The organism is Phreatobacter aquiterrae (assembly GCF_053471285.1).
Genome location: NZ_JBJPHW010000014.1, coordinates 15,190 through 27,146 on the forward strand (window position 1 = coordinate 15,190; position 11,957 = coordinate 27,146).

General features: G+C 68.2%; 13 protein-coding genes. 8 read left to right on the forward strand and 5 right to left on the reverse strand.

From position 1 onward, the window contains the following. Positions 1–193 precede the first annotated feature (193 nt). The 3 genes from ACJ4V0_RS18570 to ACJ4V0_RS18580 are packed head-to-tail and all read left to right on the forward strand — an operon-like array spanning position 194 to position 3,115. Positions 194–1,276 carry a TRAP transporter substrate-binding protein gene (locus ACJ4V0_RS18570; RefSeq protein ID WP_448301096.1) on the forward strand — a complete coding sequence of 361 codons (1,083 nt, stop codon included), beginning with the start codon at positions 194–196 and terminating at the stop codon, positions 1,274–1,276. After that, positions 1,273–1,773: a TRAP transporter small permease subunit gene (locus ACJ4V0_RS18575; RefSeq protein WP_448301097.1), complete on the forward strand. Its 501-nt coding sequence runs from the start codon at positions 1,273–1,275 to the stop codon at positions 1,771–1,773. The genes ACJ4V0_RS18570 and ACJ4V0_RS18575 overlap by 4 nt, the downstream gene beginning before the upstream one ends. Before the next feature lie 16 nt (positions 1,774–1,789). After that, positions 1,790–3,115 (forward strand): TRAP transporter large permease, encoded by a 1,326-nt coding sequence (locus tag ACJ4V0_RS18580; protein ID WP_448301098.1) that lies wholly within the window; start codon positions 1,790–1,792, stop codon positions 3,113–3,115. Between the two features lie 3 nt (positions 3,116–3,118). On the opposite strand, the gene ACJ4V0_RS18585 is transcribed toward ACJ4V0_RS18580, so the two are convergent. The 3 genes from ACJ4V0_RS18585 to ACJ4V0_RS18595 all read right to left on the reverse strand — a co-directional run bounded on the left by ACJ4V0_RS18585 (position 3,119) and on the right by ACJ4V0_RS18595 (position 4,422). After that, positions 3,119–3,436, reverse strand: a complete 318-nt coding sequence (locus tag ACJ4V0_RS18585; RefSeq protein ID WP_448301099.1) for a hypothetical protein — start codon at positions 3,434–3,436, stop codon at positions 3,119–3,121. 82 nt (positions 3,437–3,518) lie between these two features. Beyond that, positions 3,519–3,722 (reverse strand): DNA gyrase inhibitor YacG, encoded by a 204-nt coding sequence (gene yacG, locus ACJ4V0_RS18590; protein WP_448301100.1) that lies wholly within the window; start codon positions 3,720–3,722, stop codon positions 3,519–3,521. Between the two features lie 61 nt (positions 3,723–3,783). Beyond that, a complete protein-coding gene (locus tag ACJ4V0_RS18595; protein ID WP_448301101.1) occupies positions 3,784–4,422 on the reverse strand; it encodes a Maf-like protein in 639 nt (212 codons plus the stop codon). Positions 4,423–4,611: 189 nt separating this feature from the next. Here ACJ4V0_RS18595 and ACJ4V0_RS18600 point away from each other — a divergent pair, with 189 nt between their 5' ends. The 5 genes from ACJ4V0_RS18600 to ACJ4V0_RS18620 all read left to right on the forward strand — a co-directional run bounded on the left by ACJ4V0_RS18600 (position 4,612) and on the right by ACJ4V0_RS18620 (position 9,826). After that, positions 4,612–5,661, forward strand: coding sequence for a MaoC family dehydratase (locus ACJ4V0_RS18600; protein WP_448301102.1), 1,050 nt, complete (start codon positions 4,612–4,614; stop codon positions 5,659–5,661). Positions 5,662–5,862: 201 nt separating this feature from the next. Continuing rightward, positions 5,863–6,423: a sigma-70 family RNA polymerase sigma factor gene (locus tag ACJ4V0_RS18605; RefSeq protein ID WP_448301103.1), complete on the forward strand. Its 561-nt coding sequence runs from the start codon at positions 5,863–5,865 to the stop codon at positions 6,421–6,423. Beyond that, positions 6,420–7,115 carry a hypothetical protein gene (locus ACJ4V0_RS18610; RefSeq protein WP_448301104.1) on the forward strand — a complete coding sequence of 232 codons (696 nt, stop codon included), beginning with the start codon at positions 6,420–6,422 and terminating at the stop codon, positions 7,113–7,115. The genes ACJ4V0_RS18605 and ACJ4V0_RS18610 overlap by 4 nt, the downstream gene beginning before the upstream one ends. A 115-nt stretch (positions 7,116–7,230) precedes the next feature. Further along, entirely contained in the window at positions 7,231–9,429 is a 2,199-nt protein-coding gene (locus ACJ4V0_RS18615; protein WP_448301105.1) for a S8 family peptidase, read from the forward strand. Between the two features lie 136 nt (positions 9,430–9,565). Next, positions 9,566–9,826 (forward strand): hypothetical protein, encoded by a 261-nt coding sequence (locus ACJ4V0_RS18620; protein WP_448300120.1) that lies wholly within the window; start codon positions 9,566–9,568, stop codon positions 9,824–9,826. Between the two features lie 231 nt (positions 9,827–10,057). Here the strand turns inward: ACJ4V0_RS18620 and ACJ4V0_RS18625 are convergent, their stop codons facing one another. Continuing rightward, positions 10,058–10,384, reverse strand: coding sequence for a hypothetical protein (locus ACJ4V0_RS18625; RefSeq protein WP_448301106.1), 327 nt, complete (start codon positions 10,382–10,384; stop codon positions 10,058–10,060). Between the two features lie 161 nt (positions 10,385–10,545). Continuing rightward, entirely contained in the window at positions 10,546–11,943 is a 1,398-nt protein-coding gene (lpdA, locus tag ACJ4V0_RS18630) for a dihydrolipoyl dehydrogenase (RefSeq protein ID WP_448301107.1), read from the reverse strand. Between the last annotated feature and the right edge of the window lie 14 nt (positions 11,944–11,957).

Consider the following 11,957-nt stretch of genomic DNA (forward strand, 5'->3'; position numbering starts at 1 on the left):
GGCTCGGTCGATTCAGCCCGGTTGTTGTGCATTTGATCAAGCTGCACAAACAGTGATCAGCGACGGCCGAACAGGCGCTGACAGACACTTCGGCGCAAATGTCTGATCTTTGTAACAAAATCGCTGCCGGCCCGGCTGGCACGCGGCTTGCGATCCTGTGGTCGGATATCGTTCCGCCCGTCAGGAGCCTTTCATGCGACGCAGAGACTTCTTCAAGACAGCCACGCTGGCGGGCGCCGCCACCATCGCGGCGCCCAATGTCGTCACGGCCCAGGCGACCTTCACCTGGCGCATGACATCCGCCTATGGCCCGCGTGCCGCCTTCTATTCGGTCGGGCCGGGCTCGGCCACCGACCTCATCCAGCGCATCCAGACGATGTCGAACAACCGTCTGCGCATCCAGTTCTTCGGCGCCGGCGAACTTGTGCCCGCCTTCGAGGGCTTCGACGCCGCCTCTGCCGGCACGGTGGAGATGAATTACGGCAACTCCTATTTCTGGACCGGCAAGAGCTTCGCCGCGCAGTACTTCACCGCCGTGCCCTTCGGCCTCAATTTCCAGGGCATGAATGGTTGGCTCTATGACGGCGGCGGCATGGATCTCTGGCGCGAGACCTACGACCGCTTCAACCTGGTGCCGATCGCCTGCGGCAACACCGGCGTGCAGATGACCGGCTGGTTTCGCAAGCCGATCGAGACCATCGCCGATTTCCGTGGCCTGAAGATGCGCATTCCCGGCCTGGCCGGCCGCGTCTACCAGCAGTTCGGCGTCGACGTCCGCCTGCTGCCCGGTGGCGAGATCTTCCCGGCCCTCGAGCGCGGCGTGATCGACGCCGCCGAGTTCGTGGGTCCGTTCCTCGACCGCCAGCTCGGCCTGCATCGCGTCGCCAAGCACTACTACACGACTGGCTGGCACGAGACGGCGACGGTCTCCGAGATCGCCATCAACAAGACGGCCTGGAACCGTCTGCCGAACGAACTCAAGGCCATCGTCGAGAACGCCAGCGCCGCCTGCAACGTCGTCTCCGAGGCCTGGGCGCAGAAGAACAACGCCGAGGCGCTCGACGATCTCGTCACCAACCACCAGGTGATCGCAAAGCCGCTTCCGGACGCGGTGGTCGAGGAGCTTCGCAAGGCCAACGACAAGGTCCTGGAAGCCGGTCTCTCCGACCCTCTGGTGAAGAAGGTCCACGACAGCTACTTCGCCTACTACGCCAAGTACGCGAAGTGGACTGCGCTGTCGGAGGGCGTCTATCACGCCAAGGTCCGGCCCTCGTGAGCCTCGCGGCGCGGATCGCCGCGGGCATCGACAGGGTTGTCGACGCCTTCGGCCTCCTGGCGGCGGCCTGCTGCTGCGCGTTGGTCGTCGTCATGGCGACCAACGTACTGCTGCGCTACCTCTTCTCCACCGGCTCAGTCTGGGCCCAGGAACTGGAGTGGCATCTTCTGGTGCCCATCTGCCTGCTCGGCATGGCCTTTGCGATCCGCCACGGCGAGCATGTCAGGGTCGACATCTTCTTCGCCTCCTACCCGGAGCGGCTGAAGGTGGCCATCGACCTTTTCGCGGCCATCCTCGGCGTCCTGTTCGGGCTCGTCGTCATCATCCTGGCCTTGCGCTATGTCGGCCAGTCCTGGCGGATCGACGAAGGTTCGGCCAATCCCGGAGGCATTCCCTGGCGCTGGGCTCTCAAGGCGTTCATTCCGCTGGGCTTTGCGATCTTCACCCTGCAGAGCCTCGGCGACGCCCTCCGGGCCGCCGCGCGGCTGCGCGCCTGACCATCCGGGACAGATGATGCCTCTCAACGAAATTCTCGCCATCGGCATGCTCGTGTCGTTCTTCGTGCTGCTGCTGGCCGGGTTGCCGGTGGCGTTGACGCTGGCGCTCACCGGCTTCGTCTTCGGTTTCCTCGGCTTCGGCGAGATCCTGTTCAACCTTCTGCCGAACCGCATCTTCGGCGTGGTGACCAGCTACACGCTGCTCGCCATTCCGCTCTTCGTCTTCATGGGCGTGATGCTGGAGAAATCGCGCCTCGCCGAGGACCTGATGGAGGTCGTCGGCCTCATCGCCGGCTCGCTGTCCGGCGGTCTCGGCATCGGCATCATTCTCGTCGGCATCGTCATGGGCGCCACGACAGGCATCGTCGGCGCGACCGTGGTGACCCTCGGCCTCCTGACGCTGCCGACCCTCCTGAACCGCGGTTACGACAAGGGGCTCGCCACCGGCGTCATCTGTGCCTCCGGCACGCTCGGCCAGATCATCCCGCCGAGCCTGATCCTCATCCTCCTCGCCGACATCCTCAACGAGAGCGTCGGCACGCTGTTCGCAGCCGCCCTGCTGCCGGGCCTCCTGCTGTCGGGAATCTATGTCGCCTATATCCTGATCCTCGGAAAGCTCAGGCCCGACATGGTGCCGCCGGTGCCGCAGGCCGAGCGGGACGCCGTGTCGCGCCGCCAGCTCTGGGGCAAGCTGCTGCGTGTCGCCCTGCCGCCGCTGGGGCTCGTCGTGGCGGTGCTCGGCTCGATCATCGCCGGTATTGCAGCCCCGACCGAGGCCGCCTCCATGGGCGCGCTCGGCGCCATTCTCGTCACCGCCATCGGAGGCCGCTTCAGCATCGGGATGCTCGGCGCCACCGCCCGCTCGACCCTCGTCATCACCGCGCAGATGATGTTCATCCTCATCTGCGCCCAGGTTTTCGCCATCGCCTTCCGGGGCTTGGGCGGCGAGGACCTGGTGAAGGAGATGTTTGCCTTCGTGCCCGGCGGCATCAACGCCGACATCTGGTTCATGCTGCTGATCATCTTCGTGCTCGGGTTCTTCATCGAGTGGATCGAGATCTGCTACATCGCCGTCCCGCTGTTCATGCCGATCCTGCAGGACGGCGGAGCGAACCTCGTCTGGGTGGCGACGCTGATCTGCGTCATGCTGCAGACCTCGTTCCTGACCCCACCCTTCGGCTGGTCGCTGTTCTACCTGCGCTCGGTGGCGCCCCCCGAGATCCGGACGGCCGACATGTACCGCGGCGTCATTCCCTTCGTCGGAATGCAGTTCCTCGCCACCGCCATCGTCTTCATCTTCCCGGTCCTGGCGCTCGGCCTGCCGAAGGCGATCGGCTGGTAAGGGTCAGTCGCCGCGCATCCGGTAGCCGGACTGACCAACGCAATCGGTGAACTGCGCCTGCTGGGGCGGCGCCAGTCCGTTGCGGTCGCGGCTGCCGGCCGCGTTGGACGTGTTGCTGACCGCGGCCCGGTAGCACAACCTCGCGGTATAGTCGGCAGTGAAGACCTGGCGGCTGATGTCGCCGTCGACAAGCCGCCGCGCCAGCCGCATGGCCGCGGCGTCCTGCTCGGGTGGCAGCCGGATATCGCCATAGGTCTGGGCCGAGACCGGTACGGCAGCGATGGCCAGGAGGGCGAGGGCGGCAAGCACAAGGCGAAACATGATGCGGGTCCGGCAAAGGAAGGTCAGCCTCCTTGTCGCCGCCGACGGTTGCAGGGTTGCTGCGCGCGCCGAGGCCGGCGTTTCAGTCCCGCGGCGGCTCTGTCCCGTCCTCGTCGGGGTCCTCCGCCGCGGGAATCGCATAGGCGCCCTTCAGCCAGCGGTTCAGGTCCACGTCGGCGCAGCGCTTGGAGCAGAACGGCTTGAAGCGCACCAGCGCCGGCTTGCCGCAGATCGCGCAGGCCTTGGGCGGGTCGACCAGCTTGTCGTTGTCGTTGACGGCGTTCATCTGTCGGGGCCTGGCGCGGTCGAAGAGGATGGGGGCCGGTAGGAGCACTGTCGGCGGGGCGTCAGCCTCTTGCGATCCAGCCGGGCGTGACGGGGTAGCCGGTGGCGCCGATCAGGCCGACGGCCTCGGCCAGCGGCAGACCGACCACGTTCGTGTAGGAGCCGACCAGCGAGATGGCGAAGGCTCCGGCAATGCCCTGGATGGCATAGCCTCCGGCCTTGCCGCGCCATTCGCCGGAGGCGAGATAGGCCTCGATCTCCTCCTTCGACAGGCGCTTGAAGCGCACCCGCGTCTCCACCAGCTTCGTGGTGACGCGGCCAGACTGGTCGACGCGGCAGAGGCCGGTATAGACCCGGTGCGCGCGTCCCGACAGCAGGCGGATGCAGGCGTCGGCCTCCTCGACGGTCTCGGCCTTCGGCAGGATGCGCCGGCCGACGCAGACGACCGTGTCGGCGGCGAGGATCACGGAGCCCTGCCACTGATCGTCGTCGCGGATCCGGCGGGCGGCTTCGGAAGCCTTCCCGCGCGCGAGCCTGAGCGCGAGCTTGCGCGGACTCTCACGCGGCAGCGGCGTCTCGTCGATCTCCGCCGGCACCAGGGTGTCGGGCTCGATGCCGGCCTGCTGCAGCAGCGCGAGCCGGCGCGGCGATGCCGATGCGAGGATCAGCTTCGGTCGGCCGGTTGCGGAAGTGGAGGCCATGGCGCCTGCGTCGGATCGCGAGGGGAGGGAGCCGGTTCGATAGCCGATGCCGCGGGGAATGTGAACCGCCGGGGAAGGTGTCCCCGCGATCCGTCGCCAATGGCGGGCTTTGGCGCGGCCCACCCTTCCTTCGTCCTGTTGGATTTCGCAGCGTAGAACGGCATAGATGGCACCACAGGGAGCCGCGCCATGCCGAAGACCAATCCGGGCCGCTATTTCGAGGACTTCCGCCTCGGCGATCGGCTGATCCACGCCACGCCGCGCACGGTGACCACCGGCGATGCCGCGCTCTACACCGCGCTCTATGGCACCCGCTTCGTCGTCCAGTCGTCGGACGCCTTCGCCAAGGCCATCGGTTATCCGAAAAGCCCGATCGACGACCTGTTCGTCTTCCATATCGTCTTCGGCAAAACGGTGCCGGACGTCTCCCTGAACGCCGTCGCCAATCTCGGCTATGCCGGCTGCCGCTTCCTGTCGCCGGTCTATCCGGGCGACACGCTCTCCACGGTGTCCGAGGTCGTCGGCCTGAAGGAAAATTCCAACGGCAAGACCGGCGTCGTCTATGTGCGCTCCATCGGCGCGAACCAGCACGGCGACGAGGTGCTCGACTATGTCCGCTGGGTGATGGTGAGGAAGCGCGACGAGGCCGCCCCCGCGCCTGCCGAGCACGTGCCGGCCCTGCCGAAGGCGCTGGAGGCGGACCAACTCGGCGACGCCTGCCCGTTCATCGACCCCGAGGCGTGGGACACCGGGCTTTCGGGCCAGCGCCACCGTCTCTCGGACTATGTCGTCGGCGAGTGCATCGACCATGTCGACGGCATGACCGTGGAGGAGGCCGAGCACATGATCGCGACGCGCCTCTACCAGAACACGGCCAAGGTCCACTTCAACCAGTTCACTGAGGGCCAGGGCCGGTTCGGCCGCCGCCTCATCTATGGCGGCCACGTCATCTCGCTCGCCCGCTCGCTGTCGTTCAACGGCCTCGCCAACGCCTTCCAGGTCGCCGCCATCAATGGTGGCCGCCATGTCGCGCCGCTGTTCGCCGGCAATACCGTCTTCGCCTGGTCGCAGATCCTCGCCGTTGAGGAACTGCCCGGCCGCGACGATGTCGGCGCCCTGCGCATCCGCACCGTCGCCACCAAGGACCGGCCCTGCGCCGACTTTCCGCTCAAGGCCGGCGACGACTACGATCCCGCGGTCATCCTCGACCTTGACTACTGGGCGCTCATTCCCCGCTGAGGCGCGCGGAGCTGCGGCTGGCGCGGGTCAGGCGGGGCGCCGCAGGCCTGTCGTCATGCCCGCAAGGTTGACCTCGTCTCGCGTTTCGTCATGTTACGCGGGGCGTCGATCCTGCCGCCCCGACAGATTCTTTCATGGTCCTTGAACCTTATCGCCGGCCGCCGCGACTGATGTTGCGAGCCCACCGGCTCGGGAGTGACGATGCAGTCTGACAGCGACCAGGACCTTATCCTCCGGGTTGCCAAGGGCGATCGTCTCGCCTTCAGGACCCTCTACGCCCGCCACAATGTCCGCGTGTTCCGGTTCATTCTCCGGTTCATCAAGGACGAGGGGCAGGCCGAAGACCTGATCGGCGAAGTCTTCCTGGACGTGTGGCGGCAGGCCGACAGGTTCGAGGGGCGATCAAGCGTCTCGACCTGGATCCTCGGAATGGCCCGGTTCAAGGCGTTGTCCTCTTTGAGGAAGACGACCGAAGCGGAACTCGACGAGGAACAGGCCGCCGCCATCGCGGACGAGGCGGACACACCCGAGACGGTGTCTCAGAAACTGGACAAGGCAAAGGCCATCCGCCGCTGCATTGACCAGCTTTCACCCGAGCACCGGGAGATCGTCGATCTGGTCTACTATCAGGAGAAATCGATCTCCGAAGTGGCCGAGATTGTCGGAATACCGGAAAACACCGTCAAAACGCGCATGTTCTATGCGCGCAAAAGACTCCAGGAGCTCATGCAGAGCGCCGGAGTCGACCGAGGTTGGCCATGACCACGCGCAGCCCCATCGACAATGCCGAGCGCCGGGCGGTTTCCGAACTGCTCCCCTGGTACGCTGCCGGTACGCTGTCCGCCGCCGATACGGCGCGGGTCGAGGCGGCCATGGCCGCCGACGAAACCCTTCGGGACGAACTCGAGATTGTCCGCGAGGACCAGGACGCCAGCTTCGCGCTTGCCGAGGCCTCGCCCCGGCCCTCCGCCCGCATCCTCGACGACCTGATGAAGCGGGTCGAGGCCGAGCCGGCGAAGTTCGCCCATGTCGCGGCCCGGGCTCGCGCCGGTTTCGCCGACTGGTTCGGCGAGAAGCTCTCCATGCTGTCGCCGCGCACCCTGGCCTATGCCGCCGGTGCGGCGGCGCTGGCCCTGGTCATTCAGGCCGGCGTGATCGGTTCGTCCTTCATCTCCTCCCCGCCCCAGTTCCAGACCGCCTCCCATGGTCCGGGCGCAGTCGCCCGGGGCGAGGGCACCTTCCTGCTGGTCGGCTTCAATGCCGCCGCCACTGCCGGCGACATGACCCGGCTGCTCGAGCAGGTGAAGGGCACCATCGTGGAAGGCCCCCGTCCGGGCGGCTTCTACCGGGTCCGCATCGGTGGTGCGGACATGAGCCAGGCCGAGATCGACCGGGTGATCACCACGGTGCGCGGCCAGACGGGTCTCGTTCGCTTCGTCGGACCGGCCTCCTGACTGTCGGGGAGCGCTCCCGCGCCCCCGCCGTGAAGGTCGCATGTGCAGTCAAACAGAAACAATGCCGGCCTAGCGTCATGCGCGGGGCCCGCAATCCGTTCGACGAGGTACAGACATGTCCGGTCCGATCGACGCCCGTCCAACCCCATCGCGGTCGAAGGCTGGCGTGATCGCCGGCCTCCTTGCGCTTCTCGCCGGCTCCACCTTTCTCGTTGCGGCCGATACCCGGCCGGCCAAGGCGCAGTTCGGCATTTCGATCGGCGGTCTCGGGATCGGCGGCGGCGGCTTCCGCGGTCGCGGACCGCGCATGGGCGCGCCCGGCCGGTCCCCCGGCCTGCAACGCATGCCGTCCGGTCGCGGCATGGGCGGCATGGTGCCGTCCGGACGGCGCGGCGGCGTGGACGGGATGATGTCCAGCGGACGCGGCAGGGTGATCGAGGGCGGCGGCCGCGCGGGCCGCGGCATGGTCGATGGCCCCATGCGCGGGGATCGCTTCGGCGGAGATCGCTTCGGCGGAGATCGCTTCGGATCGCGCCCGGGTCGCGGCGGCCGCTTCGGTGACGATGCCGGCATGGGCAGTGGACGCCCCGGACGGATCGTTCGCCCAGGTCAGTATGGAGATGACGTCCGCCCGGGTGGCGGCCGCCCCGGCGGTCGTCCGCCATGGACCCGCCCGCCCGGTGGGCGGCCCGGTGACGGCGACGTCGCGACGCGTCCGCCTGGTACGCGCCCGCCCGGTCGCCCACCCGGTCGTCCGCCCGGCGGCAGGCCCCCCGGCGGCCGTCCTCCGATCTTCATCCCCGGCGATGGTCCCATCGTGATGGTCCCGCCCGGCGGCCGCCTGCCGCCCGGCGGCCCTCCCGGCGGTTTCCCGCCCGGTGGTGGTGGCATTCCGCCGCGTGGGCCTGGCTTCGGACCCGCCGCGGCGGGCGCGGCCGCCGCCGCCTTCGGCGCGCCGGCCCTCATCTCGGCGGCGCGCGCCGGCAACGACAGGGCGCAGGACATGCCCGGCCTGCCTTCGCCGGATGAACGCCGCTACGTGCCCGACGAGGTGCTGTTCATCATGAGCGCCAATGCGCCGCAGAGCGCTGTGCGCAACGTCGTGCGCCGCTTCAACCTGACGCTCATTGCCGCCGAGGAATCGCAGCTCGTCGGCACCGTCGTCCACCGCTACCGCATTCCGAGCCGCACCACCGTTCCGGCCACGATCCGGGCGATGACCCGCACCCGCGGCGTCGGTTACGTCCAGCCGAACTACCTGTTCGACCGGCCGAATTACGTCTTCCGCCTGCAGAGCGCGACGGTTACCCGGGGCGGCGGCGCGTCCGTGCAATACGTGGTGGATCAACTCCGCCTGCCGGAGGCCCATCTTCTCGCGCGCGGCGAGCAGGTGCCGATCGCGGTCATCGATTCGGGCGTCGAGACGACCCATCCGGAAATGGCCGGGCGCGTCGCCAAGTCGTTCGACGCCGTCGGCGGGCCGTTCCAAGCCCATGAGCACGGCACCGGCATGGCGGGGGCCATCGTCGCGCACGCGCAACTGACCGGCATCTCGCCGCGCGCCACCATTCTCGCCGCGCGCGCCTTCGCGCCCGGCCAGACGGCCGGAGCGACAGGCACCAGCTTCCACATCCTCAAGGCGATGGACTGGTCGATCCGCGAGGGCGCCCGTGTCATCAACATGAGCTTCGCCGGGCCGCGCGATCCCATGATGACCCGCGCCATCCAGGTCGCCGCCTCCCGTCGCATCGCAATGATTGCGGCCATGGGCAACGAGGGACCCGGCGCACCGGTTTCCTATCCTGCCGCCGATCCGAACGTCATCGCCGTGACGGCGACCGACCAGGGCGGCCGATTGTTTTCGGCCGCTTCGCTGGGCGGCCACGTTGCGGTCGCCGCGCCCGGTGTCGAGATCATCCTTCCCGCCCCCCGGGGCGGCTACCAGATCTCGTCCGGCACCTCGGTAGCGGCGGCCCATGTCAGCGGCATCGCTGCGCTGCTGCTTGAGCGCCAGCCCGATCTCGATCCGGCCCAGCTGCGCCAGATCCTGCAGGAGACGGCGCGGCGTGGCGCGACGACCGATCCCCATCTCGGGGCGGGCCTTGCCGACCCTGTTCCCGCGCTGAACGCCGCCGTCCGGCCGGCAGAGCCAGGCGTGCCCATGGTCACCGCGCCGCCTGCTGCTCCGGCTCCGGAGACGGCGCAGGCGCCGGCGCCTGTCGCGCCGGGAACGGACACCGCACAGGTTGCGCCTCCGCCCGCCGCGCCCCGTCAGGCGACCGTCGATCCGGGCAAGGCCGAGGCCAAGGACTGACACTGCGAGCGGGACCTCCTGTCTCATCGGCGCCGTCGCAGAAACTCTGCGGCGGGTCCGAACCTTTTTCAGGATCGGTGCGACCCATGGGTATCAGGGGCGCTGGAGCCCCACGAGAACCCAAGGGGACCCCGCCATGAACCGCTTCAAGACCCTCGCCATCGCCGCCCTCGCCGTCGCCACCCTGTCGGTGGGCGTCTCCTCGCAGGCCGAGGCCGGCCCCTGGCACCGCCGCCACATCGGTTTCGGCGTCGGCGCCCTCGCCACCGGCCTCATCGTCGGCGGCGCCATCGCCGCCAGCCAGTCCCGCGCCTACGCCTCCGAGTGCTACCTGACCCGCCGCTGGGTCGACGGCCCCTACGGCCCGGAGCGCCGCACCATTCGCGTCTGCGAGTGATCGCAACGCCTGCCTGCCAGACCTCCAGACCGCCAAGCAAAGCCCCGGCCATGCACCGGGGCTTTCTGCATGTGCGCTTGTCCGCCAAGCTCGCCAGTCCATCACCTGGCATTCCGCGCCAGCGGTCGCGTCAAGGTGTCGGCGAGGGGGCGGGCGTCCCGGCGTTCATGAACAAAACGAAACCGGCGGAGCTTGCGCCCCGCCGGTTCGTCAGTTCGGATGCTGGTGCGATCAGCGACGGCCGCCGCGCTGCTCGCAGACGATGCCGCCCCAGTAGGTGGAGTAGCTGCAGCCGTCATGGCCGCTGTTGGTGACGACGCCGCGCGGGCGGCGCGGGGTGTCCGGCAGCACGATCGCATTGGTGAGCGAGGCCTCCGGGCCGCCACCGCCGCCGCCACCACCACCACCGCCGCCACGGGCTTCGGCGAAACCGGCGAAGGCGCCGGAGAGGGCGAGGGTGAGAGCGCCGGCAAGAGCCAGCTTGTTGATGGACTTCGACATGGTGATCTCCTTCGATCCTTGGGGCGCCGCGTCGGTGCGGTCGCCTGCGATGTCCATGGGTCGGTCCGGGAGAGAAGAAGGTTCAGTCAGCGCGCGATCGATGCTCCGGAAAACGAGAGGGTCTGTCTTAAGCGGTTGATATAAATTGATAATTGTAAGAAAGAAAAACCCCGGCCGATGCGGCCGGAGTCTTGGGAAAAGCTGGAGTGTCGTGCCGATCACATGTGGATGGCGCGCTTGTCGACGGCGAGCGCCGCCTCCTTGACAGCCTCCGACATCGTCGGATGGGCATGGGTGGTGCGGCCGAGATCTTCGGCCGAGCCGCCGAACTCCATCAGCACCACCGCCTCGTGGATCATCTCGCCGGCGCCGGCTCCGACGATATGGACGCCGAGCACCTTGTCGGTGGTGGCATCCGCCAGAACCTTGACGAAGCCGTCGGTCGCGCGGTTGGCGCGGGCGCGGCCATTGGCGGTGAAGGGGAATTTGCCGACATTGTAGGCGATGCCGACGGCCTTGAGGTCTTCCTCGGTCTTACCCACGGTCGCGACCTCCGGGTAGGTGTAGACGACGCCGGGGATGCAGTCGTAGTTCACATGGCCCGCCTTGCCGGCGATGATCTCGGCGGCCGCGATGCCCTCGTCCTCGGCCTTGTGGGCGAGCATCGGACCGCGCACCACGTCGCCGATGGCGTAGATGCCGGGAACATTGGTCTTGAAATGGTCGTCGATGACGACACGGCCGCGCTCCAGGGCGACGCCGACCGCCTCCAGCCCGAGGCCCTCGGTATAGGCACGCCGGCCGATGGCGACGAGCACCACGTCCGCGTCGACGGTCTGCGCCTCGCCGCCGGCGGCCGGTTCGACCGTCAGGCTGACGCCCTTCTTCGAGGCCTTGGCGCCGGTCACCTTGGCGCCGAGCTGGAAGGTCATGCCCTGTTTGCCGAGGATGCGCTGGAACTGCTTGGCGACCTCGCCGTCCATCCCGGGCAGGATGCGATCGAGATACTCGATGACATGAACTTCCGCACCGAGGCGCCGCCAGACCGAGCCGAGCTCGAGGCCGATGACGCCGGCGCCGATGACGACGAGCTTCCCCGGAACCTTCGTCAGTTCCAGCGCGCCCTCGGAGGAGACGATCTGCTTCTCGTCGATGGCGACGCCCGGCAGCGGCGTCACCTCGGAGCCGGTGGCGATGACGATGGCCTTGCCCTCGATCTCGGTGACCTTGCCGTCGTCGGCGGTGACCGAGACCTTGCCCGGCGCGGTGATGGTGCCGCGGCCGAAGTGCTGGTCGATCTTGTGCTTCTTCATCAGGAAGGCGACGCCGTTGACGTTGGCGTCCACCGTTTCCTGCTTGTGCACCATCATCTGCTTCAGGTTGAGCTTGGGCGCCGGCACCTCGATGCCGAAGGCCTTGAAGCCGTGGCCGGCCTCGTCGAACAGCTCGGAGGCGTGCAGCAGCGCCTTGGACGGGATGCAGCCGATGTTGAGGCAGGTGCCGCCATGGGTCTTGCGCTTCTCGACCACGGCCACCTTCATCCCGAGCTGGGCCGCGCGGATGGCGCAGACATAGCCGCCGGGGCCGGTGCCGATGATGATGAGATCGTAGGACATGGATGTCTCCGGGA

Excerpts from the sequence above, each read along its gene's own strand:
- yacG (WP_448301100.1), bottom strand. The coding sequence starts at position 3,722 with ATGAACGCCGTCAACGACAACGACAAGCTGGTCGACCCGCCCAAGGCC.
- ACJ4V0_RS18595 (WP_448301101.1), bottom strand. The coding sequence starts at position 4,422 with ATGGCCTCCACTTCCGCAACCGGCCGACCGAAGCTGATCCTCGCATCG.
- ACJ4V0_RS18600 (WP_448301102.1), top strand. The coding sequence starts at position 4,612 with ATGCCGAAGACCAATCCGGGCCGCTATTTCGAGGACTTCCGCCTCGGC.
- ACJ4V0_RS18605 (WP_448301103.1), top strand. The coding sequence starts at position 5,863 with ATGCAGTCTGACAGCGACCAGGACCTTATCCTCCGGGTTGCCAAGGGC.
- ACJ4V0_RS18585 (WP_448301099.1), bottom strand. The coding sequence starts at position 3,436 with ATGTTTCGCCTTGTGCTTGCCGCCCTCGCCCTCCTGGCCATCGCTGCC.
- ACJ4V0_RS18580 (WP_448301098.1), top strand. The coding sequence starts at position 1,790 with ATGCCTCTCAACGAAATTCTCGCCATCGGCATGCTCGTGTCGTTCTTC.
- ACJ4V0_RS18625 (WP_448301106.1), bottom strand. The coding sequence starts at position 10,384 with ATGGACATCGCAGGCGACCGCACCGACGCGGCGCCCCAAGGATCGAAG.
- ACJ4V0_RS18620 (WP_448300120.1), top strand. The coding sequence starts at position 9,566 with ATGAACCGCTTCAAGACCCTCGCCATCGCCGCCCTCGCCGTCGCCACC.
- ACJ4V0_RS18610 (WP_448301104.1), top strand. The coding sequence starts at position 6,420 with ATGACCACGCGCAGCCCCATCGACAATGCCGAGCGCCGGGCGGTTTCC.
- lpdA (WP_448301107.1), bottom strand. The coding sequence starts at position 11,943 with ATGTCCTACGATCTCATCATCATCGGCACCGGCCCCGGCGGCTATGTC.
- ACJ4V0_RS18615 (WP_448301105.1), top strand. The coding sequence starts at position 7,231 with ATGTCCGGTCCGATCGACGCCCGTCCAACCCCATCGCGGTCGAAGGCT.
- ACJ4V0_RS18570 (WP_448301096.1), top strand. The coding sequence starts at position 194 with ATGCGACGCAGAGACTTCTTCAAGACAGCCACGCTGGCGGGCGCCGCC.